The following is a 25,918-nucleotide window of genomic DNA, read 5'->3' on the forward strand; positions in this document are numbered from 1 at the left end:
ACTTCGGGTAGTTCCGGCATGGATCCGGTGTACCCGATTCGCGGGCGCTATGCGCGGGTGCCGTCATCGGTCTTTCGACTCGTTCGTGTCCACTTCGGGCACCAGCGGTCCCAGTTCGGCGTCGAGGACCTTCTGCACGACGCGCATCGCCGCCAGCGCGGCCGGTGCTCCGCAGTAGCCCGCTGTATGAATCACCGTCTCGGTGATTTCCGTTCTGGTGAGGCCGTTGCGCAGCGCCCCTCGTACGTGGCCTGCGAGTTCCTCGTGGGCGCGCAGCGCGATGAGGATCCCGAGATTGAGCAGGCTGCGGCTGCGGTGGTCGAGGCCGGGCCGCGTCCACACCCCGCCCCACACGGTGTCGGTGACGAAGTCTTGCAGTGCAGCGGAGTCGGTGTTCGCGGCATGGGCAAACGCCTTCACGACGTACTCGTCTCCCATTACATTTCGGCGGACCTCGAGTCCGTCCTCGAATCGCGGGCCCCTGCTCCGATTCGTGGCTTCGTCGTCGATCATTGTGTTTCCTCTTCCTCGTGCGCGGTGTCGACAGATCATGGCAGGGGGCTGTAGGGGAATTGCCGGCGGAGGCGAACTCGGCCATGGTCTGTCAGCGCAGAGAGGCTGGCCCACCGCTACGGTCGTCGCGCGAAGGCTGTGTGTCGTCGGAGACATGCTCTGCGCGAGTCGCTTCGAGAAACAGCTCGAGAAACGAAGAATGCGCGCCAGGTTCCTGCGCCGTACTTCCCTCTCGGGGGTCTTTCGATGCCTTCGACATAGCGATTCGCGTTCCTCCCGTGTCAGCGAACAACAATCTCAGATTCTGAATAGTCAAGCAACTGAGACAGTGAGTACAACGCGCGGCACGAAGTGAACGATCGAGGAAAAAGTTGCGATCGAGCAACTCACAACGGTGTCGATCAGTGGCGAGGATGCCCGGAAGCTGCACCGCATCGGAGGCGGGGCTGTTCGGTTCGGCGTGACAGACACACCGGGTCTGGGCGCCGGTTATCCGGAACCGTCGGTTTCCGCCTCGTCAGTGTGCTGGCGATCGACTGTCTGTCGGTAGGCGCGATGAGAACCTTGTTGTCGACACGCGTCGCCGACACAGCCCGAATTTCGGTCACGGCGTCGGTTGTGACGCAGGTCCGAACGCGATCCAGCTCGCGGCTGTCGGCATCGAGAGTGACCGAGCGTGCATCGCCGGCCGTGCCTTCGAACGGAACGTCACATCCCAGCGGCGGTGGGCGGCTCGATCAGCATTCTCTTGATCACCTTGCCGGTCGCGGTTCGGGGCAGTTCGTCGAGGAACGTGATGTCGCGGGGAACGCAGAAGCGGCTCAAACGATTTCGAATGTAGGCGCGCACCATGTCCGCATCGAGGCCGGCCGACCCACGGCCGACGACGAATGCGGCCAAACGCTGCCCGTATTCGGGGTCGGGCACACCGACGACCGCGACCTCGCCGACCTGCGGAAGATTGGCGATGGCATCCTCGACGGGGCCCGGAAAGACGTTCTCGCCTCCGGAGATGATCATCTCGTCGTCCCTGCCGCAGACGAACAACCGTCCGTTGCAGTCGATGTACCCGAGATCGCCGGTGTCCATCAGGGCAGCTCCGCGGGCGGACGCCGTCGACGGCGGCGCGGCGTTGGTGTACCCGTCGAACAGCATGTCGTTGCCGACGAATATTCGGCCGAGGGTCCCCATTGGAACGGCAGTACCGTCCGCGTCGAGCACCGCCACAGTCGTACCAAGGGGAGGGCGTCCGGCGGTCGCCGGCGCAGCGCGAAGGTCTTCGGGAGTCGCGATCGTGGCCCACGAGACCTCGGTGGACCCGTAGAAGTTGTAGAGGACGTCACCGAAGACGTCCATGAAGCGGCTGACGGTCGACCCTGTCAATGCCGATCCACTGCACGCGACGACCCGGAGGCTCGAGGTGTCGTAACGTGAGCGCACCTCGTCGGGCAGGTCGAGTACCCGCTGCAGCATGATCGGAACCGCGATCAACGAGGTACATCTGTGCGCCTCGATCGCCCGCAGGCAGTCCTCCGGATCGAATCGGTCCAGGAGGACCACAGTGGCTCGCAGGGGAGTACTGATCTGCAATGCCGCCAGCCCCCAGCTGTGGAACATCGGTGCCGCGATCAACATCCTCTCGTTCATCCGAAGGGGCATGCGAGACAGCATGGCTGCCACGGTTCCGAAGCCCTTCGGCGTGGGCCGAACCGCCCCCTTCGGTGAGCCGCTGGTACCGGAGGTCAACACGACAACCGACCCGGGGCGGTCCGGCCTGGTGAACGTGGCGGACGGGGCTGCGACGAAATGCTCGAGGGTGCGTCGACGCGGAACGGCGGTATGGGAAGACAGACTCACCCGAGTCACGTGGTCGGGCAGATAGCGCACCATCGAATCGAACTCGTCGTCGACGAACAGCATTCGGAGCTGGTGGCGGGCGGCGATCGTCTCGATCTGTCGGGCAGCGAGACCGGTGTTGAGAAGCACCACCTCGACGCCGAGCATGCCGCACGCGACGGTGCACTCGATCATCGCCGAGTGGTTTCGAGCCAGAACCCCGACGGTGCTTCCGGGGCTGATTCCGGACGCGTCGAGACCCGCTGCGATGCGGTGCGAACGGTGGTGGATCTCCGCGAAAGTACGGGTTCCTCGGTCGTCTATCAGGGCGATCTCGTTCGGCGACTTCGCTGCTGCGGCCGCGAAACCGCCGCCGAGGGTGAAACCCCATTTGGCCAGCGAGTTCAGCTGTCGGTACGCGCGGTCGGGACGTGCAGCACGAATGACACCGGTTCCCACCATCGTCTTCATGATCGCCAGCGGCAGCGACCGCGAATCGCCGGTGTTGGTCACGATCGACGTCGAGGTTCCGGAAAGGGAGTTCTCGAGACGGCGCAGACCACCCATCACCCAATCGACCACTGCGCGGTTGTTCTCGGGCTGGGGTGAGTAGGACCCGCCGAGCCCCGCCCTGAAGACGGTGACATCGATCTTGGTCTCACCGGCCGCGCGCGCAGTCAGGGTGAATCTGACGAATCCGCCGGACTCGACATGCTCGATGGTGATGATCGGCCGGTTGCGTCTGTCCACCACCAGGTCGAGGGCGTGCTCGACACCATTGACTCCGCACAGGTAGCCGGCCGTGGACTCACGGAGTGTGCAGTGGTCGAGCCCGGGGAAGTAGCGTGGAAACAACTCGACCGCGCTCAACACACCGCATACCTGCTCGATGTCGTGCTCGAAGACCATGTTGCAGTCGATGACGTCCGAGACCATGTTCCACCCCCGTGCCTTGCCGAGTCGACGGCAACGCCGACGCAGCACCGACCAGGGGATGGCGGCGCGCACCTGGAACGGGTCATCCGCCTGGATGAAGTCGTCATCGTAAACCCGGTGCACGGTTGTGCGGGCGAATTCGGCCGAAGTCGGTATCGAAGTGATCGACTTCTTCCGTAGAGACCGTCAGAACTGAATGCCGAGCGACCACGCGAACACTGTGTACGCGGCGATGGTGATCAATGAGATGGCGATCAGATTGAGCCAGAAGCCGCCTCGCATCATCTGGCCGATCGTGATGTAGCCACTGGCATAGGACACCGCGTTCGGTGGAGTCGCCACGGGCAGCATGAACGCACAGGTGGCCGCGAGCGCTACCGGGACGGTCAGGACCAGAATGTCGATGTTCATGCCCATCGCGACGCCACCTGCCACCGGAAGGAACGTCGCGGCCGTCGCGGTGTTGCTGGTGATCTCGGTCAGGAAGATGATCGCGGCCGTGGCGACGACGACCAACATGACCACCGGAATGGTGTCGAGGCCACCAGCGACGCTGCCGATCCAGTCCGTCAGGCCGCTCGACTCGAACTGGGCCGACAGGGCGAGCCCGCCGCCGAACAGCAGCAACACGCCCCAGGGCAGCTTGACAGCGGTCTCCCAGTCGATCAGGCGTACGCCCTTCTTGCTTCCGCTGGGCAGCAGGAACAGCAGCAGTGCTGCTGTCATGGCGATCCCGGTGTCGGAGATCGGGGCATCGTCGAAGATCAGCGGAACGGCCACCCACGACACTGCCGCCAGGGAGAAGACGATCGCGACCCGGATCTCACCCTGCGACATCCTGCCCAGGGCGTCGAGTTCGCCTCTGATCAGCTGCTTGCCACCGGGTATGTCGTCGATCTCCGGCTTGAACATCACGTGGGCCAACAGGAACCAGGCGGTCACGAGCAGGATCACGGCGAGCGGAACACCGGCGATCATCCACTGGAGGAACCCGATCGTGATTCCCTGCCCCTCCAGGTAGCCCACCAGCAGAGTGTTGGGTGGAGTGCCGATGATGGTTCCGAGCGAGCCTATCGACGCGGCATAGGCGATGCCGAGCATCAGAGCGGTCCCGAAGTTGCTCTTGATGACGGCCTGGGTGATGGTGTCGTCGTCGGGGGCGGAGTCAGCACCGGTGCCGGGCACCGCTCCGGCCTTCTTGCCGATGTCGAGAACCAGAACCAGCACCGAGACACCGATCGGAATCATCATGACGGCGGTGGCCGTGTTGGACACCCACATCGACAGAAAGCCTGTCGCGATCATGAACCCGGCGATCACCATCGTCGGTTTGGTGCCCATCGCGTCGACGGTCAACAGGGCTATACGTCGGTGCAGATTCCACCGTTGCATGGCCAGCGCCAGGAGGAATCCGCCCATGAACAGGAAGATGATGTTGTTGCCGTAGGAAGCTCCGACATCGTTGACGGCGACATCGGAATCGAAGACCGGAAAGATGACCAGGGGAAGCAGTGCGGTTGCCGGGATGGGCACCGCCTCCGTCATCCACCAGATACCCATCAAGACGGCGGTGCCTGCGGTCAGCCGCGCTGGATGCGCTACGTCATCGGGGAGAATCAGGTACACGAGGATGGCCAACAGGATGCCTGCGCCGAGGCCGACCCATTGACGCTTGCGGCGACCGGGCTGCACTTCGGCTTCTCGTTCTCCGGCCGATCTCTGATCCACCTCGTCGAAGTCGTGGCCTTCGGATGAGCGCCCGGCCTTCTCCTCGTCGCCGACCTGCGTCATGGATCCTCCTCGGTGTGGACGTTTCATCACCCTAACGCGTGAAATGTCCGAAAGGTCCGACTTGGCTGGGGCCGGTGTCGACGCTTACCGCGCGACGTCGGGCTTGTTCATCGTCGGATCGTTGTCGAGCACCGGATCCCACACGTCGCCGGGAAGGTCGCCCGGCAGATGACTGTTGCCGCGTCCGACGAATTTGTCTTCGCGACCCTCGCGCCGCATGGCCTCGAAGTCCGCCAGCGCACCGAAGGCCCATTTACCCAAGGCCGGGCCACCACGAAAGCTGCCATAGGGATTGCGCACCTTGTACATCTGCGCCAGAGTCGCCTCGACGAACGCAGTCGCCATGCCGACCACCGCAACCAGCCACATCCAGAAGATCGCGCCCGGTCCACCGAGAGTGATGGCGATGGCTACGCCGGCGATGTTTCCCGTACCCACCCGAGATGCCAGACCGACGCAGAATGCCTGGAACGCGGAGATTCCGCCCTCGGCTTCGATCGAGATCCGCCGATCGACTCGAACATCGACGGCAGCAACCGGACCTGGACGAACGTGGTGCGGACGGTGAAGTACAGCCCGACGCCGATCAACAGATAGATGTGAAAAACGCTGTAGAGATGGTCTGCCGAGAAATCCACAACTGAACTGACGGTATCCACGGTGCCATCCGTCACTCCTCGGTAGCACCCCAGATATCTCGGTAGGGAATCGGACGCCCCAGAATCCGTTCTGCTGCACGATGTCCCGACTTCAACGCCGCGGTGACCGTTGCCGGATCATCGGTCCACGTTGCTTCACCGGCGAGGTGAAGTACATCGCCGATCGGAGTGGCCAGTTCGTCGTGATCGCGCGTACGTGAACCCACCGTCATGTACGAGTACGAACCGTGGGAGAACGGATCGTCCTGCCAGCGAGTGACATACACGCTGTCCGGCGTAGCGACACGGTCACCGTACAGGCCACGTAGTGCCTCGAGAACCGAGTCCGCGATGCGCTCGTCCGACCAGTGCCGGATCTGCTGAGCGCACGCGCCCGCTGCGAACGTCAGAAGCGTCGGACGCCCCGGCGGCATGGTGACGTCGTACCAGGAGTGCCACCAGCGTCCGGCTTCGCCCTGCTGCCGCACGGCGTAGACGTTCTCGTCCCAGAACTTGGTGGGGAACCGGATGAACACCTTCTCGAAGGCATTCATCTCCAATCGTTCCAGGGCACCCGAAACGGGTTCCGGCAGAGGAGGTTCCACCGTGAACGCCGGAGACTTCAGTACGCCGATCGGCACCGTCACCACAGCGCGCTCGGCCGAGAACCTCCCGGACCCGGTATCGACCAGAACTCCGTCTCGACCCCACCGGACCTGCGTCACAACATGTTCGAGTCGAACATCGAGCCCCTCGGCCAGCCGAACGGCCAATTCGTCGTAACCATCCGGGAACACGACTTCGTCACCCTCGATGGCGTCGTCGTCCAAACCGTGCGCGTCGAGGAGATCCTTTCCTACCCCCAACTGTTCCTCGGCTCGATGTCCCAGGAACTCACGAACTCGTTCGAGTCGATCGTCGTCCCAATCCAGTTGCGTCAGAGTTGCTTCCACCGCGTCACCGAACGACGTTCCGGGGGGTGAATTCGCGATGGTCGTCGCGAACAGTTCGTCGAAGTGGTGAACGTCGGCACCGAACTGGGCGGCGGCCGCATCGCTCAACCTGGTCCCGGTAGGGGAGTAGTACGCGATGGGCCTGCCGTCCGGCTGGTAGCTACCGACGGTGAATTCGACGGTCCGCATTCCGAAAGCGTGTACTGCATCGGCGAGGGGGTTGTCGTCTGTTCCGTGAATCCAGGACGCTCCGACGTCGAGGGTGCCTTCGTCGGTGCGCAGTGTCCGGACGCGACCGCCTACGCGATCTCTGGCCTCGAGAACGACGACGCGCTGACCGGCGCGATGCAGGAGTGTCGCAGCGACCAAGCCGGAAATACCTGCTCCCACCACGAGGGTATCGACGTGTGTCACCGTCACTCCTGTCTGTCGACGGCCGCGGGGTCAGTTCCCTCGGCCGGAATTGCCGTTGCCACTGTTTCCGTTGCTGTTCCCGTTCGCGTTGCCGTTTCCCGAATTGCCGGGGCTCTTGTTGCCCTTCTCCGAGTTCCCGTTGCCGTTCCCCGAGCTTCCTTTGTCGTCACCCGGCGGTAGCGGAGCCGGCGCAGCGGGCTCGGTCGGAAGCGAATTCGTCGTGGGTCCGGGAGTAGGCTCAGGTGGGTTCGAGAGCACTGGAATCGGGCTCGCAGGTGCGGGCGCGGGCATTGTGGGCGCCGCCGCGGGCGACTGCACAAGCGTCGGCGTCGGCGTCGACGGTGACAGGGGCTCCGGCTCCTCGCCCGTGCCGACTGCGACCCAGAGGATCGCTGCGCCCAGCGAGACGAACAGAGCCGCTGCTCCAGGAACGATCCATCGACGGCGTGGAGGTTCCGCTTCGGTCGACGCTGAAACTGCTGGGGGCGCAACCGTGTTCACAGTTTCCATTGGAATCGCGGCGGTGCGGGGAATAGATGTCGTGCTTCGCGAGAGCCCACGCAACCGGTGGGCGACCGCAGCTGCGGCCGGTCGATCCTCCGGCCGTCTCGATGTCATCTCCGTCAACAACGCGTGCCAGTCCGATCCGAGCCCCTCGGGAACGGCGGGATCGCGGTGTAGACGCGCCACCGCCGCTGCAACCGCGCTTCCCTCGAATGCCATTGTGCCGGTCAGGCATTCGATGAGAACCAGCCCGAGCGTGTAGATGTCCGTCGGGGGACCTGCAGAGGTACCTGTCGCCTGCTCCGGGCTGAGGTAGTGCGCAGTACCGACTGTGGTGCCGTGCTCGGTGAGTCGTTCGGCGTCGACGATACGAGCGATGCCGAAGTCGGCAAGTTTGGCGCACTGTCCCATCGATACGTCCGGAGCATGCGCAAGGAGGATGTTGGCCGGTTTGATGTCGCGATGCACCACACCCTGACCGTGGATGTAGGCGAGAGCCTCCGCCAGCTCGTATCCGATCCGAGCGACGTGGGCGGTGTCCATCGTTCGGCTCCGGCGATACGCGCTCAGAGTCGGACCGTCGACCAGCTCCATCACCAGGTACGGCACGGGCACCCCGCTCGGATCGAGCGCAGTGCCCGCGTCGTACAGCGTCACCAGACCCGGGTGCGACAGTGACGCGAGAGTCCGTATTTCTGCATCGATGCGTTGGGCGGTGTCGGGGGGCTCGCCGTGGCGGAATATCTTCACCGCTACGGATCGGCAGAGAACGTGGTCGTCGGCGTGCACGACGTCGGCCATTCCGCCGCGCCCCAGGATCGTGCCCAGTCGGTATCGACCCGCGAAGAGGCGGTCGTGAGGGGTATGAGGACGTGAGTCCGCTCCCACCATCGGTCACCGCCGTTCCTCGAGTCCTCGGAGCACCATATAACCAACGAACAGACGCGCAGACCGCAGTCGGGTGTCGACATCAGGGTGCGGTCGGGCATGATGATGCCCCGGGTGGGGACCGATCGATCAGTATCGAGGGAGGGTCCACCCATGCATCGATCCTCGGCGAGTGCGGAGATTTCGCCGATGTCGGTCCGGATCACGTCGGTCTACCAGCCGATCGTGACGCTGGACGGACGCGCCGTCGTGGGGTACGAAGCCTTGGTGCGGACCTGCGGAGGCGGTGCGCCGATTTCGCCGCCGGAACTGTTGGGCGTGGCGCGGGCACAGGGCGTCACTGCCGATTTCGATTGGCGCTGCCGAATCAGCGCGTTGCGCGGTGCCTTCGAGTCCGGCTATCCCGACCAGCTCGCACTGTTCGTCAATGCCGAACCCATCGCCCTCGATGCACCGCCTCCACGGGACTATCTACCGATTCTCGAGGACGCGTCGCGGCTGTCCATCATCGTCGAAATCACCGAGCGAGACCTGATGGGTGATCCGGCCGGTCTGCTGAGGGCGGCCGAACACGCTCGAAACCTGGGGTGGCGAGTCGCCATCGACGATGTGGGGGCGGATTCTTCCAGCCTCGCCCTGATCCCACTGCTGCGTCCCGACGTGATCAAGCTGGACATGGAACTCGTACAGGGGCGCTCGAGCAACGAGACCGCCGCCATCGTTGCCGCTGTCGCCGCCGAGGCCGAGCGCACCGGTGCCCTGGTTCTGGCCGAAGGGATCGAGACCGAGCATCACGAGAGTTGTGCGCTCGCCATGGGTGCCGTGCTGGGGCAGGGATATCTCTACGGGGCACCGGAGGCTCTTCCGGATTTCGGCGAGGTGCAGGGGCCGGTCCGATCGCTCGATCCGACTGGAACGCTGACCGTGCGTGCCCCCGTTGCGGTCACGCCCTACGGGCTCACCCATGCTCTCGGCGCCCGCAGGCACGCGGATTCGACACTGCTCGACGCCATCGAGAACAGCCTGTTGCACAGTGCGTACGGCACCGGTTCCTCGACCGTCGTACTGGCGACCGTCAGTGCGTCCACCGGCCTGACGCCTGCGCGCGAGGCGATCTTCGAGGACCTCGCCGCACGTACTGCGCTGATGGCCGTCTTCGACTCGAATGCCGCGTCGCCGGAATCAGGTTTCCGGAAAGTGTTCGTGGACGCGGACGAACCGTTGGCACTGGAACGTTCGATCGTGATCGTGGCTCCTATGTCGAGCGTGGCGCTCATCGCGGTCGAGCGAGGAGCGGCCGAGGACGGCACCCCGATGTACGACTACCGCCTCACCTACGACCGTCATGTCGTACTGGATGCTGCAACGGTGCTTCTGAGACGGATACCGGCTAGATCTGCGATGTGAGTCCGCGGGCTCATCGTCAAGATCAAGTAAATTGTTGCCCGAAATTCGGTAAATCACGTCTTCGGCCGTCCCCGTGCTGTTCACTCGAAGCCATGAGCTCTCACCCCCTCGCAACCGATTTATTGGCCGCGGACGGAGGCACGATCAGCTCCATCGAGACGGCGATCAACAATGCCTTCGATCCGATCTCCGCTGCCGTGTCGAATGTCGTCTTCTTCACCGTGAATATCGGTGGAGCCGCTGTTCCATTGATCGTCCTGTGGCTCATCGTCGGAGCCGTCATCTTCACGGTGGCGTTCAAGTTCATCCAGGTCCGCGGAATCAAGAGAGCGTTGATTCTGGTCAGCGGCAAGGAGGACGAGGCAGACGCGCCAGGAGAAGTCAGTCACTTCAGAGCCCTCACCGCCGCGGTGTCCGGAACCGTCGGGCTCGGCAACATCGCCGGTGTCGCCGTCGCAGTGACGCTCGGTGGCCCCGGCGCGACCCTGTGGATGATCCTCGCCGGCTTGCTGGGTATGGCATCGAAGTTCGTCGAGTGCACGCTCGGTGTGAAGTACCGAGACATCAACGAGGACGGCACCGTCTCCGGTGGGCCGATGAAATACCTGACCAAGGGTCTCGCGGAGCGGGGACTCGCCAAGGTCGGCAAGGTCATGGCCGTCTTCTACGCCATCGTCATCACGTTCTTCGCGATCAGCGGCGGCAACATGTTCCAGGCCAATCAGACCTACGCGCAGGTCCGTTCGGTCACCGGTGGTGAGGACGGATTCCTCGGCTCCGACGGAGCAAAAGCCGTATTCGGTATCGTCGTCGCACTGATCATCGGACTGGTCATCATCGGCGGCATGAAATCGATCTCGGCGGTGACCGCCAAGCTCGTACCGACCATGGCGCTGATCTACATCGTGGCGTGCGGCGTCGTCATCGCCGTCAACTTCCGTTCGGTCCCCACGGCATTCACCGCGATCTTCGAAGGTGCGTTTTCACCCGAGGGTGTGGCCGGCGGCGTACTCGGCGTCATGATCATCGGATTCCAGCGCGCCGCGTTCTCGAACGAGGCCGGACTGGGTTCGGCGGCCATCGCGCACTCGGCCGTCAAGACCAGGCATCCGGTCACCGAGGGCTTCGTGGCCATGCTCGAGCCCTTCATCGACACGGTCGTCATCTGTACCGCGACGGCATTGACCATCGTGATCGCCAACACCGTCACCTGGCAGGACCAGCGGGCGATCGTCGCCGAGACAGGTGAGCTTCCCGCTGGAGGAGTCACCCTCACCTCCGACGCTTTCGAGACGGTGCTGCCGTGGTTCCCGTACGTGCTGACTGTCGCGGTGGCACTGTTCGCTCTGTCCACCGCAATCACCTGGGCCTACTACGGACTGCAGGCATGGACGTCGTTGTTCGGACGGAGCCGCTTCTCGCGCACCTTCTTCAACGTGATGTTCTGCATGTTCACCGTCATCGGAACCGTGTTGTCCCTCGGTTCCGTGCTCGATTTCGCCGATGCGACGCTGTTCCTGCTGGCGCTGGTCAACATCACGGGCCTGTACCTGCTCTTGCCGGTGGTCAAGCGCGAACTCTCCGAGTACCTGGCGATGCGCCGAGGCGAGCCGGACAAGGTCGACGCCGGGGTGTGACAGATCGGACGAACCGACATCGACGAGACCGGGCGGTATCGGTCTCGTCGATGTCGGTTGTCGGGTATCTCTTGGAGATGTTTCGCAGTATTCGACAGTGGTGGTAACCGGGGGCCGAATGACGAAAGTCGATTTCAAGAAAACGTTCGACGCATACTCTGCGCACCACAACATCTTTCGTACCCTTGTCGTTCCGCCGCTGACCTTCCTGATGATCGACGGACACGGCGATCCGAACACCGCTCCGCAGTACACCGAAGCAATCGGGGCGCTCTACCCCGTGGCCTATGCACTGAAGTTCGCCAGCAAGAACACCCTCGACCGCGACTATGTCGTTCCGCCGCTCGAGGCTCTGTGGTGGGCCGAGAACATGGCCTCGTTCACGACCGCCCGCAACAAGGCCGAGTGGAATTGGACGGCCATGATCATGGTGCCCGACTGGATCGACCGTCGGATGTTCGACGTGGCGAAGGCGTCCGCGGAAGAGAAGAGCACCTCGGATGCGTCGAGCAGAATTCGACTGGAGACTCTCGACGAGGGGCTGTGCGTGCAGACGCTGCATGTCGGGTCCTACGACGACGAGACGCCGGTACTCGACGAGCTCCATCACCGATACATTCCCAGTTCTGGAATGACGATGACCGGCAAACATCACGAGATCTATCTCAGCGATCCGCGCAGGGTGGAGCCGACGAAGCTGCGCACCATCCTCCGCCAGCCGGTGGCGCGTTCGGCGGAGTCGGCGTCGCTCTGACACGATGACCGGCATGACCAATGCGGTGCGTCCGGCATCGTTCACCGCCGGGACTCTGACTCTCCTGGGTGCGCTCTACTTCGCACAGGGACTGCCGTTCGGATTCTTCACCCAGGCCCTACCTGTCGTCCTCCGGGAGTCGGGCTTCTCCTTGGTGAAGATCAGCGCGACCGGTGTGCTGTTTCTCCCGTGGGCGCTGAAATTTCTCTGGGCTCCGTACGTCGATCGGTACGGATCGAGGCGACGGTGGCTGTTGTCGCTGCAGTGTTCGGCCGCGGCGGTGGCACTGGCGTTGTCGTTCCTCGATCTGTCCTCGACACTGCGCTGGCTGTTCGTCGGAATCTTCGTCATGAATGCTCTCTCGGCGACGCAGGACATCGCGACCGACGGTATCGCGGTGCGTACGCTCAGCGCGGCGCAGCGCGGGTTGGGCAACGGTCTGCAGGTCGGTGCCTACCGCATCGGGATGGTGTGCGGCGGCGGACTGCTGTTGTGGCTGTTCACCTTTGCCGGATGGCGGGTGCTGTTCGTCGCGATGGCACTGCTCATCGTGCTGACGACTGTTCCGGTGTGGTGGATGCGGACGCAACTGGACGCTGCAGACGCCGAATCCGACCGAGCGGCCGAGCCGGAAACGCCGGTGCGGCTGGCGGTTGCCTGGTGGTCCCGACTGCGTAGGCCCGGCATGGTTGCGTTCATCCTGCTGATCATCGGCTTCAAGTTCGGTAACTCGATGGGGTCGGCCCTCGTGGGTCCGTTCCTGTCGGACAGTGGACTGTCATTGCCCCGGATAGCGCTGGTCGAGGGCGGTCTGTCGTCGGTGGCTGCGCTCGGGGGAGCCGCACTGGGGGCATGGTTGTCATTTCGACACGGACGGCGTCGGGCGCTGCTGGTCGGCGGGGTGAGTCAAACGCTCAGCCTTGCCCTGTATGTCGTTGCCTCCTTGGGAGTCGGCGGCTTCCCACTTCTGGTCACCGCCAACATCACCGAACACGTCCTCGGTGGTGCGGCCACGGTGGCGGTGTTCGCTCTGATGATGGACGCGTCCGAGAAGCGTTTCGCGGGAAGCGATTACACGCTGATGGCGTGCGCAATCGTCTTCGCGCAGGGCGCAGCCGGGATCGCAGCCGGTGTGGTCGGCGACCTGTTCGGCTACACGGCGATGTTCGGCTCCGCGCTCGTCCTGTCCGGTATCGGCTGTGCATCGTTGTTGACGGCACTCGATCGAGGTTGGGGGCCCGACGGTCTCCAACAGGTGGTCTCGCCGAAGAACCTCGTCCGGTAGCGGCGGAAGCCGTACTCAGCTCTCGCTGGGGGATCCGGCGATGTTGACCATCCACTGCACACCGAACTTGTCGGTCAACATACCGAAGGTGTCGCCCCACGGGGCCTTGTCGAGACCCATCGTGAACTGCGCGTCGACGGCCAACGCGTTCCAGTAGCTCGTCAGTTCGTCCTCCTCGTCGCCGCTGAGCGAGACGCTCATGGTGTTCCCGGGCGTGTGCTCCATCGACGACGGCGTGTCGGCTCCCATCAGAGTGAACCCGTTCGGGGTGGTCAACTGGCCGTGCATGATCTTGTCCCGGTCAGCGGGATCCTCGCTGGCGTTGGCCTCGCCGAGCGTGGTGACGGTCAGCTCGCCACCGAAGACCGACCGATAGAACTCCATCGCCTCGCGCGCGTTGTCTCGGAACGACAGATAGGGGTTGAGGATGGACATGATCGAAGTCTCCTTCTTCTGATGAACGAGCGGGCTGAACTACGACGGGATCCGTCGAATCGGTAGACCCGCACCGTGAGGGAAAGTCACCGCAGAAGATCAGATGGATGCGTCGGTGTCGGCAACAATGGCGCGCAGTGCGGCCACGTGACGTCGATAGGCCGTTCTACCGTCCTTGGTCAACGACAACCACAGTCGCCGCGAGTCCGTCCGTGATCGCTGCTGCTCGACGTATCCCGCATCGACCAGAGCAGCGACCTGTTTGCTCAGCGCCGATGCGCTCAACCCGCTGTGTTCCTTGACGATCGCCAGTTCCACCGTTGTCGCAGCGGCCAGAAGGGCACAGATTCGGAGCCGGTGGGCCGGGTGAATGATCGGATCGAGATCGCTCATCGACGCGTACTGCGGTAGTGCAGAATCGATCCGATCGAGTAGATCGACGCGGCTGCTGCCGCCAGCAGAAAAACCGGCCAGGCCGGTCCGCTGGGATCACCGACAGCCTGCGCCAGCGCGACGGAGAAACCCGACAGCGCGACACAGGTGAGGAAGCCGCGGTCGGTGGGTAGGGCCCACGGCGTCCCCATCCGATATCCGGTGACGACGTTGACCGCGATGATCACCGCGGCGACACCCAGGAACGCGACCCGGCTGTCGAGAAGGGCGGTCAGTGCGAACATCGCGAGCAGCGCGGCGTTGACCGGATACAGCCATACCGGCCACGGAGTGTCTCGTACTGCGCGCTGAACTCGATCGATGTCGTCGAGAGCCGTTCGGGCTTCGGCAGGTGTGGGTTCTCCGATGCTTTCCATAGTGGAAACTGTATTGGATAGTTTCCACTATGGCAACCATCAGGCGGATGTCAGGTGTCGGACGGCCTCGCCACTTCCGATTCCCATCGGGCCCGTCGCTCGTCGTCCGACTGCTCCCACCACGGGGTTCCTCGCTCGCCGAGGGCGACTTTGGTGGCCTGCACGCCTGCGCGAGATTCCGGTGCACCCGACGTGCGTTTGACCTCCCTGCGCCACGCCATCAGAATCGACCGCAATTCGGCATTTCGATCCTCCGGGATATCAGGATCCGTTGCGCGCCAACGGCGACCCTTGATCACGATGTAGTGACCGTCCTCGGTGTGTTCCGGTTCTTCGGCCATGGGTCCACACTGCCATGCGTCAGCTGCTCAGATACTGCGGTACTGGACTTGCGTCGAGCCCGAGCGCCACGGCGGCGCGAGCGGTGACCGGTCCGACCAGATTGCCTGTGCCGTTGTAGCCACCGAATGCGATCACGGTGTCGTCGACCCATGTGCACAGCGGCCGACCGTCGGTGGTGAATCCGACGGACGCGGCCCACCGTGCATCGACCGAGACAGGTTCTCCTGCAAACGATGCCGCGACCGACTCGATGTAGTGCTGAACCTGAGCGGTCGGTTCGCCGGACGGTGTCCATTCGTGCTCGGCGAAGAGGTCACGACCGCCCCCGACATACAGCCGTCCAGACGCGTCCTGTTGCGCGTAGTCGTACCCCCATCGTCCGTACACGGGGCACGGCAGTCGCCCCGGGGTGACGGGCGAGGTCGCGAGCATCTGCAGACGGGCGGTCCGAACCCGTCCGTCGAGCTGGGGGAGTACCTGTTCGAGTCGACCGTCGACGGCTACGAGAACCAGGCCGCATCGAACCACTCCATTCGGCGTCGTGACCGCGCCCGGCTCGATGGCGATTGCGGGCGTGTATTCGTACAGTCGAGCGCGTCCCGCGAGAATCGATGCCAGCCCGAGCGCGCGACGCGCAGGATTCATCACCGCATCGTCCGGTAGGAAGATGCCGTTTCCCAACGCGCCGGAATAGTGCTCGACGGCAACGTCGTTCTCGCGCAAGCACTGTGCCAGCGCGTCGCAGTCCTCCGCATCGGCGAGCTCGCTCGGAGAACCGGGGACTCCCGCGAGCCTGATCGATCCGGTGCGTCGGACGACGTCGGGTCCGAGAAGCCCTTCCAGATTGTCGATCTCCGCCAGAGTCGCTCGATACAGATCCACCGCGCACGGACCCCATGTCGCGAGTGCTGTGTGCAGAAAGGTCGCAGGACCACCGAGCAGGAAGCCGCCGTTCCGGCCCGCAGCGCCGGCTGCGACTCGCCCTGCGTCGATTCCGACCACATGGACACCGCGGTCGAGGAGGTCTGCGACGGCGGCCAGACCCGAGCCTCCCAGGCCGACGACGCAGACGTCGGCGGTGCGGTCATGGTCGAGTGCGGGCAGTCCCGACCAGCCGGACACGATCGGATCGTCGTCCCACGCCGGGCGGGACATGTCGCTGGCGATCATCGGTCGATGGTATCGACGGATTCGGCGCGAGGATGGTTTACGATTCCGGCACCCACCCCAGCACCGGTAAGGACCGTCCATGCGCACTGTGATCGTGACCGCGTTCGTGTCGCTCGACGGCGTGATGGAGGGGCCGGGCGGCGAGGTGGGCTATCGCAACTCCGGGTGGACGTTTCAGGGCATCGACTTCGATCCGGCAGCGTACGAGATCAAAGGACGTGAGCAGGAAGAAGCCACTGCGCTGCTGTTGGGCCGCACCTCCTACGAAGCATTTGCGCCGATCTGGCCCACCATGGACGATTTCGCGGGGTACAACGCCATGCCGAGGTATGTGGTGTCGACGACGCTCGAGCAGGACGACTCACGCTGGCCTGCAACCGTTCTGCGCAGTATCGACGACGTTGCCGAGCTCAGGAACTCCGAGGGTGGCCCGATCTCGATACACGGCAGCGCCACCCTCGGCCGAAGTCTCGCCGACGCCGGGCTGGTCGATCGGTACCACCTGCTCGTCTTTCCACTCCTGCTCGGTGCGGGAAAGCGACTGTTCAGCGCGGCCGACAAGGACACCACGCATCTCGAACTGATCGAACACGAGGTCTACGGCAACGGAATTCAGAAGCAGGTGTTCGACGTACGTCGATGACCCGGCGGGGCGAGTGTTCAGATGTCGTCGCTTCGGATGGTGCGCCGCCGAACGGAGACGAGTTGCAGCTCGGGCCGCGAGGCCGCGACGCGCTCGATTCGGTCGAGAACATCGGTGACGTGGTCGCGATCGCCTGCTACGACGGACGCGCCTATACCTGCTCGCCTGTGCAACTCGCGATGATCGGTTTCCGCCGCCGATACCGCGAACTTGCGTTGCATTTCGGAGACCACCGGCCGGATCACGGAGCGCTTCTCTTTGAGTGAGTGAACATCTCCGAGAAGGAAGTCGAATTCTATCCATCCAATCCACATAGGCGTGCCAGTCTAACGCCGGGGTGGGCGAGCGGCCCCCGACTCGGCCCGGCAATACCGTGGATGCACGCCATTCGGCGCGCATGTTCGTACACTGGCGTCATGGCTGCACCGGCGGGACACGGTTCCTTGCCGCCGAGCCTTGTCGAAATGGCGACTCGCCAGGTCCGATCCGAGGTGCTCAGCGGTGCGCTCGAGCCCGGATCGCGCGTGGTCGAGGAAACACTGTGCGCGCGACTCGGGATCAGCCGAGCACCCGTGCGTGAGGCGTTGCGCCTGTTGGCTCAGCAGGGTCTGGTCGAGCATCTCCCACGTCGCGGGTTTCGAGTGACGGTGTGGTCGGCGGAGGACATTCTCGAACTTTTCGAGCTGCGTCAGGTTCTCGAACGACATGCGCTCGAGCGTGCGCTCCCACTCGCGTCGCCTCCCGACAGTGCTTTCGCGCCGGTGAGAGCGGCGCTCGACGAGATGCGCGACGCCGATGCGCGGGGGGACACTCTCGAGAAGGACGACGCTCACCGGCGTTTTCACGAGGCAATCGTGGCGTTGGCCGGAAGCCGCCAGCTCGATGTGGCCTATGCGCCGATCCTGTTGAAGTTACAGCTACCGATGGCCCGCAACCTCAGGGAAGAAGCCCGAGTCGCCAATCCTATCGATGGGATCAGGCGTCACGAGTGGTTGCTCGACGCCATCGAATCGAACGACCTCTCGGTCGCGCTCGCTGCGTTGAAGGAGCATGGCGAGCTGACCTACCTGCATCTCGAGAGTATTTCCTAACAGACTCGAAACACGGCAACAACCTGCATTAACAGAAAACTGTCGACAATCGACGGTATGACTTCAGACCTGGGACCGGCACTCGGCCCGACCGTCTCCGAGATGCTCGCGTCGTACAGAAACGGCACATCGACTCCCACCGCAACGGTGGAGGCGTTCTCGACCGCCGTGGCTGCACGCGGCGACGACGGAACATGGATCACCGTTGTCGGCCGTTCGGAATTGCTCGCGGCCGCCGCTGCACTCGAAGCGCGATCCGACGCAGTGTCGCTACCCCTGTACGGAATTCCCTTCGGAGTCAAGGACAGCATCGATGTGGCGGGATACCCGACCACGCTCGCCTGTCCCGACTACGCCTACACGCCGGATTCGACGGCCCCGGCAGTGCAGGCACTGGTCGACGCGGGCGCCATTTTCGTCGGCAAGACCAGCCTCGACCAGTTCGCGACCGGGCTGAACGGAACTCGCACGCCCCATGCGATTCCGCGGAGCGTCTACGGCAACGACATGATCTGCGGTGGCTCCAGTTCCGGATCGGCACTGGCCGTCGCCCTCGGGCAGGTGCCGTTCTGTGTGGCCACCGACACCGCAGGATCGGGTCGTGTGCCTGCCGCGCTCAACGGGATCGTCGGATACAAGCCGTCGCGCGGCCTCATCAGCACCGTCGGCCTCGTCCCCGCGTGCAAGTCGCTGGACTGCATCACCCTGATGGCGTCCACCGTCGAGGACCTCGAACTCGTCTTCGACATCATGTGCGCCGAGGATCCAGCGGACGGTTGGTCACGTCCGCGCGGAGAAGAGTACGACGGGCGTGACATCACCGTCGGACTACCGGACCTGCAGCAGCTGGACTTCTTCGGCGACGCGGCCATGTTCGATGCGCATTCGGTGGCGCGCCTGTCGCTTCCCGATCATGGGTTACGGACCACCACAGTCGATCTCACACCCTTCCTCGACGCCGGATCGCTGCTGTATCAAGGACCGTGGGTCGCCGAGCGACTGGTCGAATTCGACGAATTCCTGAGCGAGAAGCCCGATTCCATCGTCCCGGTCGTCCGCGAGATCTTTCTGGGAGGGCGGAACTACACCGCTGTCGATGCCTTCCGTGCTCTGCAGAGATTGCAAGACCTTCGCGCTCGTGTCTCTCGGCTCTGGACGTCGATGGACGTGATGATCGTGCCGACCATCGGCACCACCTTCACCGTGCCGGAGGTACTCGCAGACCCCGTCGCGTGCAATACGAAGCTCGGTCACTACACCCACTTCGGAAACCTTCTCGACCTGACGGCCGTAGCGGTTCCCGTCGGGCTCACCCAGGACGGTCGACCGGTCAGCCTCATGGTGATCGGGCCTGCGCTGGCCGACGATATGATCCTCGCGGTCGCGGCCCGGTTGCTCGGAGAACGGCGTGCCGTTCCACCGCATCCCGCAGCAGCCGAAGGGTCGACCCTCGAGACCATCGACATCGTCGTTGCCGGGCACCACCTGTCGGGGGAGCGCGCCAACCCGCAGCTGCTCGAGCTCGGTGGGGCCCTGGTCGAGGCGACGTCCACCGCGCCGACGTACACACTGCTTCGGATCGGAACCACCGACCCGACACCCGGACTGTTGCGAGTTCCTCTCGGCGGCAGCGCAATCGACGTGGAGAGGTGGCGTCTGCCCGCCGCTTCTCTTGCGGTACTCGCGGGCAGAATGCCAGCGGTGCTCGCTCTGGGACGAGTACTGCTGGCCGACGGTTCCGACGTTCTCGGCTACGTCTGCGACGCGACTGTCCAGACCGGCGCGCATCGGCACACCGTCGACGACATCAGCGAGTTCGGTGGCTGGCGGGCATATTCCCGGGCGATCAATTCTGCTCACGATACTTCCATTGCAGCACAGGAGATCTCATGACCTCAGCACAGACACCGGAAACGTCGATACCGTCGGCGTCTCCGTCGGAGTTCACCATCGATCCCACGACGACGGCACTGCTCGTGATCGACATGCAGAGGGATTTTCTGCTCCCCGGAGGGTTCGGGGAGAGCCTCGGCAACGATGTCGGCCTGCTCCGATCCGTGATCGAACCACTCGCAGGTCTCATCGCAGTGGCCAGGGAAGCGGGGATACCCGTGATCCACACCAGGGAGGGGCACCTACCGGACCTTTCGGACTGCCCGCCGGCGAAATTACGCCGCGGCACACCATCGCAGCGCATCGGCGATCCGGGAGCGTTCGGTCGCATCCTCGTTCGCGGTGAGTACGGTCACGACATAGTCGACGAACTGGCGCCACTCGAAGGTGAGACCGTCATCGACAAGCCCGGCAAAGGGGCGTTCTACGCCACCGAGCTCTCCGAGATCCTCACGAGCGCCGGAATCACCACCCTGCTCGTCACCGGTGTGACGACCGAGGTGTGCGTGCACACCACGGTTCGCGAGGCCAACGATCGAGGATACGAATGCCTCGTCGTGACGGACTGTGTCGGTTCGTACTTCCCGGAGTTTCAGCGCGTGGGCCTCGAGATGATCTCGGCTCAAGGCGGCATTTTCGGTTGGACCGCGCCGTCGGAGGACGTCGAGGCCGCGTTGGTTGCACTCGTCCCCACCTCGGCAAGTCGATAGGACCGAACATGACCATGGACGTGAAAGACTCACCCGCTGCAGGCTCTTCGTCCTCGCTCACCCTCGCGTGGTGGACGAAGGGCGACACCAACGCATTCTTCGGACTCGGCTTCAACATTCTCGTCAACGTGCTCACCCTGACCACACTGAGCATCGCGGTGGTCGGAATTCCAGGAAGCGACGTCCTCGGGACCCTGCTGCCTGCCCTCGGGATCGCCCTGATCCTGGGGAACCTGTACTACATGGTTCTCGCTCGTCGGCTCGCCAAGCGCGAGAACCGAACCGATGTGACGGCGCTTCCGTACGGTCCGAGCGTCCCGCACATGTTCATCGTCGTGTTCGTGGTCATGCTTCCGGTCTACCTGGCGACGGGTGACGCGATGCAGGCCTGGGCGGCGGGGCTCGCCTGGGCCTTCATGATCGGCATCATCGTCATGATCGGAGCGTTCGTCGGACCCTACATTCGCAGGATCACCCCCCGCGCGGCGATGCTCGGCACACTCGCCGGCATCTCGATCACGTTCATCGCGATGCGCCCGGCCGCGCAGATGTGGGAGGCCGCCTGGATCGGGTTGCCCGTTCTCGCAATCATTCTCATCGGCTTCTTCACGGACGTGAAACTGCCCGGCAACATTCCGGTCGGTCTCGCCGCGCTTCTGGTAGGCACGGCTATCGGCTGGATCGGCGGATACATGTCGGTGCCGGACGTGACCGAGGCTGCCGGCAATATCGCACTCGGGCTTCCCGATCTGCGCCTCGATCTGCTTCTCGACGGTCTCGGTAACCTGGCTCCGCTGCTCGCGACCGCAATTCCTCTGGGTGTCTACAACTTCACCGAGGCGATGAGCAACGTCGAGAGCGCGTCCGCTGCGGGAGACAACTACAACCTCCGCAGTGTGCTGCTCGCAGACGGATTCGGAGCGGTCGTCGGATCTGCCTTCGGATCGCCGTTCCCGCCCGCTGTCTACATCGGCCATCCGGGCTGGAAAGACGCAGGCGGACGGACCGGCTACTCGCTCGCGTCGGGCATCGCGATCGGCCTGATGTGTTTTCTCGGGCTCTTCGGTCTATTGGCCACGCTGCTTCCGATACCCGCGATCGTCCCGATTCTGCTGTACATCGGCCTGCTGATCGGTGCCCAGGCATTTCAGTCGGTGCCGAAGCTGCACGCCATCGCGGTGGTGGTGGCACTGCTACCCAACCTCGCGGAGTGGGCGGTGGGCCTGATCGACAACGCGCTCAGCGCCGCAGGTACATCGGCGACGGAAGTGGGGAGCGAGGCACTGGGTCAGGCGGGTGTCGTGTACGACGGGCTGAAGACGTTCGGATCCGGTGCGGTACTCGCCGGACTGATGCTGGGCACCATCGTCACGTTCGTTCTCGACAAACGGTTTCTCGCTGCCGCCGCAGCAGGTGGGGTGGCCGCGGCACTGTCGTGGGTCGGTCTGATTCATTCACACGAGGTGGGGTGGGCAGCCAATCCCCAAGTCGCCCTGGGCTATCTGTTCTTCGGACTGGTGTGTCTGGCGTACTCGCGGCTGACTCCGGCTTCGAAGCCGACGGGCGAGCCGCAACCGGTCGGCGAGTAGTGCTTCCCGGTGCGGGCCGTACGGCCCGCACCGGGAACTGCTCTAGCGTGTGCTCACGAGCTCGAGCGCCACCAGATCGGAGAGATATTTCTCGATCAGTTCGCGTCCGAGATGCGGAATGTCCCCGACGGCGGAGGCGAACTCGTCGGCAGGCAGAATCGCTCCGGACGACGGGTGTTGCGGACGTGCGTACGAGTCGATCAACGGGAGCAGCGAGTGCGAACGCTGCTTCTCCGGCAGAGCCTCGACTGCAGCGTTGAAACGCTCGAACCATTCGTCGTAGTTCTCGACGATCTCGATGTCGCGACCTGCATCCCGGATCCAGTCGACGAACGTATCGAGTGAGATGTCGTCGTCGTGTGGGTTGAGGATGTCGAAGGTTCGGTAGCCCGAGGTATCACCACCTGCGATCGACGTGATGGCCGACGCACTGAAATCGGCCGGCAGCCCGTCGTAGTGGGCCAGCGGGCGCCCCTTCTCGTCGGTGGGCGCGCCGGTGTCGGTGGCGTAGAACGTGTGTGGAGCCAGACCGGTTGCAACGACCGACAGGATCAGACGCGTGAACACGTCCGGCACGTTGAGCTGGCCCGTCCATGTGCTGTGCGCCAGAATCATGTCCGAGCGGAAGACCGAGACGGGCAGTCCGAATTCGTCGAACGCATTGCGCAACAGCACTTCACCGGCCCACTTGGAGTTGCCGTAGCCGTTGGCGTACGAATCGTCCACCGCCCGCGATGGGCTGTCGACGCGGATGTCGCCGTTCTCTCGGAATTCCTCGACGCCCGCTGCGACGGCCACCGTCGACAGATAGGTCACGGGCTTGACATGGTCGGTCAGCGCCAGCCGGATGATCTCGGCCGTGCCGACGACGTTGGGTCCGAAGAGGTGCTCGTACGGCAGGGCATGGTTGACGAGCGCGGCCGGGTGGACGATGCGATCCACCCGTTCGGCCAGTGCCTCGAAACTGTCGCGGTCCAGGCCGAAGTGAGGTGTCCCGAGATCGCCCGCCACGACCTCGAGTGCGGCGTCGGCCAAGGTTCGATAGCGCTCCGACAGTCGTGCGTCTCCACTGTCGAACGCCGCATCGAGTCGAGCTCGCGCGTCGGAATCGGAGCGCCCGCGCACCAGACAGATCACCTTTCCGCCGGTCTCGGCCATGCGCCCCAACCATTCCAGGCAAAGGAAACGACCGAGGTATCCGTTGGCGCCGGTGAGCAAGACCGTGCCGGTCCGTTCTCTCGGGCCGGCAATTCGGTGTGCGGCGTCGAGAAGGGCGTCGTCGAGAAAAGCTGACAGACGCAGGTCGGAGGCTCGTGCCACATCGGCACCGCGGCCGTGCACCGAGGCGAACGTCGCTGTGTCGGAATCGTTGTCCCGGGCCGATGAGATGTACTCGGCCAGCGCTGCCAGGTCCATGGCAGGCCCGGTGATCACTCCGACCGGAACATCGACATCGTAGATCTCACGGAGAAGCGTGGAGAACGTCAACGCCGACAACGAATCTCCGCCCAAGTCGCTGAAGTGCGCGTCGGGTCGGATATCGGACCCGGCGCATCCCAGCAGGGCCTGGGCCGCGTCGCCGACGGTGGTCAGAACGGGGGCATCGGCACCGGTACGCCTGAGTTCGCGTAGGCGATCGTTCTGACCGGTCTCGAGTTCCGCGTAGCGACGTTCGAGTTCTTTTCCGTAGCGCTCGACGAGTTTGGGTCGCAGTTGCTTACCTGCCCCGGACAAGAGTCCGTTCTCCTGCGTGAACGGGTCGTGTTCGATGACTACTTCACGTGGAATCTCGTACGAATTCAGCGCTTCCGTGCGTGCGATCTGCTGCAACGATTCGATGACCGAACCCGCAGTCGTGTCCGGGTCGGCCGGTACGACAACTGCCAGAAGGTATGCCCGCTGGCTGTTGCCGTACACGAATATCTGATTCACCAGCTCGCTGGTACCGAACAGGGCTTCCAGGCGCGCCAGCGCGACGAACTCGCCCTGAGCCAGTTTCAGAACGTTCTTGCGTCGGTCGACGTAGGCGAGTCGGTCCGGCTCGATCTCGGCGACGACGTCCCCGGTGCGATAGAAGCCCTCGGAGTCGAAGACGTCGGCCGTGACGTCCGGGCGCTTGTAGTAACCGGGAATGATGGAGGTCGTCTTGAGCAGGAGCTCGCCGCGCGGATGCGGTGTGTCGGTGGAGAAGTAGCCGAGTTCGGGTACGTCGTCGAGCTTGTATTCGATCACCGGCGGCCGCTGGACGACGCCGTCGTGCAACACCATTCCGGCTTCTGTGGAGCCGTAGTTGTCGCGCACCCGAATATCGAGCAGCTCGGAGACGAAGTCCTTCACCTCGTCGGCAATCGGCGCGGTACCGACCATCGCTGCGAGGACGCGACCGCCGAACTGTTCGATCCTGTTGCGCTCCAGCACTTCTCGTCGCATCCTGTCGGCGTCGCCACCGGCAGTCCGTTCGGTTTCCCGGTCGATCTCGGCAAGAACGTTGTGCCGAATCATCTCGCAGACCCGCGGGATCAACAGTGCCATCGTGGGCCGAGCGAGCGCGAAATCCTCGAACAGGGTCGACAGGTCGCTCGCCCCGGCGAAGTGGACGGTGCCGCCTGCTGCAAGAGTCGAGAAGACGAGGCCACGGCCGGCCAGGTGACTCATCGGAAGATAGTCGAGAGTGATGACCGGGAAGGCAGGCCCGTCCGTGGACTCGGAGGAAGCTCCGGTGTGGTGCCAGGCGCCGGTCCAGGCTCCGCACACGATTCGCTCGGTGTGCATCGCTCCCTTGGGGGTTCCGGTGCTGCCGGAGGTGTAGATCAGTGTCGCGAGTCGGTCGGGATCCTCGGCATCGGGTAGGGGAACCGACGGTAGTTGCGCCCCGTCGCGAACCAACTCGGTGAGCGGACGAACGAAGACTCCCGCCTGTTCGGCAACGCTGCGCGCGGTCTCCATGATCTGTGTGTGTGCGTCGATCGCACCGTCGTAATCGAGGACGACGATTCTTCGGATGGATCGACAATGCGTGGCAACCTGGACCGCGACGGACAGATTGTCGACATCGGCTGCCAGGACGACGGGCTCGACTTCCGCGGCGATGGCCGAGAGTTGGCCCGCGGTGGCACCGGCCTGCAGCGGAACGGCGATTGCGCCGAGCCGAATCGTGGCCAGTTCCGCGACGACGTAGTCGGCACTCGCGAATCCCAGGGTTGCGAAGAAGTCTCCCGAAGCGATACCGAATGCGTCGTGCGTCAATGCCGATGCCAGTGCACCCGCGTCGTTCCAGGCTCGGCCGTAGGTGACGGTTTCGAAGCGCGGGAGTAGGCGGAGAGTGTTCGTGTCGTCGACTCGTGCGATCTCGCGGGCCCGGCGGCCGAGTGCCGGCCGATCGGAGTAGCGCGTCATGATCTCGGCAACCACGCGGGCCAGGTTGGGCGACAACTCCTGGGCGGCGTCGGCCACTGCGCTGTCCGGTTCGGCGGCTCGGAACTCGTCATCGATCCGGTGGAGCTCGGTGAAGCGATCGCACCCTCTGATCTCTCGGTCACGTTCGCTGTCGACGGCCAGTGTGTGCGTCATGCTCGACTCCCCTCCGACGATGCGCACCGGAACAGCCGGGCGCTGTCGATTGCTCGATCAAATATCGTTATCAAAGGTAAGCATATGCCGATGTGGCTTTTTTGAATCGT

21 protein-coding genes and 1 pseudogene are annotated in these 25,918 nt (G+C 64.0%); 9 read left to right on the forward strand and 13 right to left on the reverse strand.

From position 1 onward, the window contains the following. Positions 1-63: 63 nt before the first annotated feature. The 6 genes and pseudogenes from CH276_RS22980 to CH276_RS23005 form a co-directional block, all read right to left on the reverse strand. Complete coding sequence (locus CH276_RS22980; protein ID WP_094629416.1) at positions 64-513, reverse strand: carboxymuconolactone decarboxylase family protein; 450 nt, start codon at positions 511-513, stop codon at positions 64-66. A gap of 708 nt (positions 514-1,221) precedes the next feature. Beyond that, the gene (locus tag CH276_RS22985; RefSeq protein ID WP_094629458.1) at positions 1,222-3,285 is read right to left on the reverse strand and encodes an AMP-binding protein; all 2,064 of its coding nucleotides are present in this window, start codon (positions 3,283-3,285) and stop codon (positions 1,222-1,224) included. A 186-nt stretch (positions 3,286-3,471) separates the two neighbouring features. Next, a complete protein-coding gene (locus tag CH276_RS22990; protein ID WP_094629417.1) occupies positions 3,472-5,076 on the reverse strand; it encodes an SLC13 family permease in 1,605 nt (534 codons plus the stop codon). A gap of 261 nt (positions 5,077-5,337) precedes the next feature. Further along, positions 5,338-5,735 (reverse strand): annotated as a pseudogene (locus tag CH276_RS22995) (alanine:cation symporter family protein); the annotation flags it as partial. 11 nt (positions 5,736-5,746) lie between these two features. Continuing rightward, positions 5,747-7,081 carry a flavin monoamine oxidase family protein gene (locus CH276_RS23000; RefSeq protein WP_094629418.1) on the reverse strand — a complete coding sequence of 445 codons (1,335 nt, stop codon included), beginning with the start codon at positions 7,079-7,081 and terminating at the stop codon, positions 5,747-5,749. 30 nt (positions 7,082-7,111) lie between these two features. After that, positions 7,112-8,476 carry a serine/threonine-protein kinase gene (locus tag CH276_RS23005; protein ID WP_094629419.1) on the reverse strand — a complete coding sequence of 455 codons (1,365 nt, stop codon included), beginning with the start codon at positions 8,474-8,476 and terminating at the stop codon, positions 7,112-7,114. 186 nt (positions 8,477-8,662) lie between these two features. On the opposite strand from CH276_RS23005, the gene CH276_RS23010 reads away from it, so the two are divergent. The 4 genes from CH276_RS23010 to CH276_RS23025 all read left to right on the forward strand — a co-directional run bounded on the left by CH276_RS23010 (position 8,663) and on the right by CH276_RS23025 (position 13,556). Further along, positions 8,663-9,880 (forward strand): EAL domain-containing protein, encoded by a 1,218-nt coding sequence (locus tag CH276_RS23010; RefSeq protein WP_235387101.1) that lies wholly within the window; start codon positions 8,663-8,665, stop codon positions 9,878-9,880. 92 nt (positions 9,881-9,972) lie between these two features. Next, positions 9,973-11,517: an alanine/glycine:cation symporter family protein gene (locus CH276_RS23015; protein ID WP_094629420.1), complete on the forward strand. Its 1,545-nt coding sequence runs from the start codon at positions 9,973-9,975 to the stop codon at positions 11,515-11,517. Between the two features lie 118 nt (positions 11,518-11,635). Beyond that, complete coding sequence (locus tag CH276_RS23020; RefSeq protein WP_094629421.1) at positions 11,636-12,271, forward strand: GyrI-like domain-containing protein; 636 nt, start codon at positions 11,636-11,638, stop codon at positions 12,269-12,271. A gap of 13 nt (positions 12,272-12,284) precedes the next feature. Further along, entirely contained in the window at positions 12,285-13,556 is a 1,272-nt protein-coding gene (locus tag CH276_RS23025; protein ID WP_094629459.1) for an MFS transporter, read from the forward strand. 15 nt (positions 13,557-13,571) lie between these two features. Here the strand turns inward: CH276_RS23025 and CH276_RS23030 are convergent, their stop codons facing one another. From CH276_RS23030 to CH276_RS23050, 5 genes are all read right to left on the reverse strand, one after another. Continuing rightward, positions 13,572-13,994 (reverse strand): VOC family protein, encoded by a 423-nt coding sequence (locus tag CH276_RS23030; RefSeq protein ID WP_032398156.1) that lies wholly within the window; start codon positions 13,992-13,994, stop codon positions 13,572-13,574. A 96-nt stretch (positions 13,995-14,090) separates the two neighbouring features. Then, positions 14,091-14,384 carry a transcriptional regulator gene (locus CH276_RS23035; protein WP_094629422.1) on the reverse strand — a complete coding sequence of 98 codons (294 nt, stop codon included), beginning with the start codon at positions 14,382-14,384 and terminating at the stop codon, positions 14,091-14,093. Further along, on the reverse strand, positions 14,381-14,800 hold the full coding sequence (locus CH276_RS23040) for a hypothetical protein (RefSeq protein WP_094629423.1): 420 nt from the start codon (positions 14,798-14,800) through the stop codon (positions 14,381-14,383). The genes CH276_RS23035 and CH276_RS23040 overlap by 4 nt, the downstream gene beginning before the upstream one ends. 50 nt (positions 14,801-14,850) lie before the next feature. Then, positions 14,851-15,141 carry a hypothetical protein gene (locus tag CH276_RS23045; RefSeq protein WP_032398153.1) on the reverse strand — a complete coding sequence of 97 codons (291 nt, stop codon included), beginning with the start codon at positions 15,139-15,141 and terminating at the stop codon, positions 14,851-14,853. Between the two features lie 19 nt (positions 15,142-15,160). After that, entirely contained in the window at positions 15,161-16,312 is a 1,152-nt protein-coding gene (locus CH276_RS23050; protein WP_094629424.1) for an NAD(P)/FAD-dependent oxidoreductase, read from the reverse strand. Between the two features lie 79 nt (positions 16,313-16,391). On the opposite strand from CH276_RS23050, the gene CH276_RS23055 reads away from it, so the two are divergent. After that, positions 16,392-16,955 (forward strand): dihydrofolate reductase family protein, encoded by a 564-nt coding sequence (locus CH276_RS23055; protein WP_032398152.1) that lies wholly within the window; start codon positions 16,392-16,394, stop codon positions 16,953-16,955. Between the two features lie 17 nt (positions 16,956-16,972). On the opposite strand, the gene CH276_RS23060 is transcribed toward CH276_RS23055, so the two are convergent. Beyond that, the gene (locus CH276_RS23060) at positions 16,973-17,269 is read right to left on the reverse strand and encodes a DUF503 domain-containing protein (protein WP_094629425.1); all 297 of its coding nucleotides are present in this window, start codon (positions 17,267-17,269) and stop codon (positions 16,973-16,975) included. Between the two features lie 102 nt (positions 17,270-17,371). On the opposite strand from CH276_RS23060, the gene CH276_RS23065 reads away from it, so the two are divergent. Genes CH276_RS23065 through CH276_RS23080 form a run of 4 tightly spaced genes read left to right on the forward strand, consistent with a single transcriptional unit; the run spans position 17,372 to position 22,238 of the window. Beyond that, positions 17,372-18,046 (forward strand): GntR family transcriptional regulator, encoded by a 675-nt coding sequence (locus CH276_RS23065; protein WP_045195076.1) that lies wholly within the window; start codon positions 17,372-17,374, stop codon positions 18,044-18,046. 57 nt (positions 18,047-18,103) lie between these two features. Next, positions 18,104-19,939: an allophanate hydrolase gene (gene atzF / locus CH276_RS23070; protein WP_094629426.1), complete on the forward strand. Its 1,836-nt coding sequence runs from the start codon at positions 18,104-18,106 to the stop codon at positions 19,937-19,939. Next, the gene (locus tag CH276_RS23075) at positions 19,936-20,649 is read left to right on the forward strand and encodes a cysteine hydrolase family protein (RefSeq protein ID WP_045195078.1); all 714 of its coding nucleotides are present in this window, start codon (positions 19,936-19,938) and stop codon (positions 20,647-20,649) included. Before atzF ends, CH276_RS23075 begins: the two co-directional genes overlap by 4 nt. An 8-nt stretch (positions 20,650-20,657) precedes the next feature. Further along, positions 20,658-22,238 carry a regulator gene (locus tag CH276_RS23080; protein WP_094629427.1) on the forward strand — a complete coding sequence of 527 codons (1,581 nt, stop codon included), beginning with the start codon at positions 20,658-20,660 and terminating at the stop codon, positions 22,236-22,238. Between the two features lie 42 nt (positions 22,239-22,280). On the opposite strand, the gene car is transcribed toward CH276_RS23080, so the two are convergent. Next, positions 22,281-25,808, reverse strand: coding sequence for a carboxylic acid reductase (car, locus tag CH276_RS23085; RefSeq protein ID WP_094629460.1), 3,528 nt, complete (start codon positions 25,806-25,808; stop codon positions 22,281-22,283). Positions 25,809-25,918 lie beyond the last annotated feature (110 nt).

The sequence above is a fragment of the Rhodococcus sp. 06-470-2 genome, assembly GCF_002258235.1.
Lineage (GTDB): Bacteria > Actinomycetota > Actinomycetes > Mycobacteriales > Mycobacteriaceae > Rhodococcoides.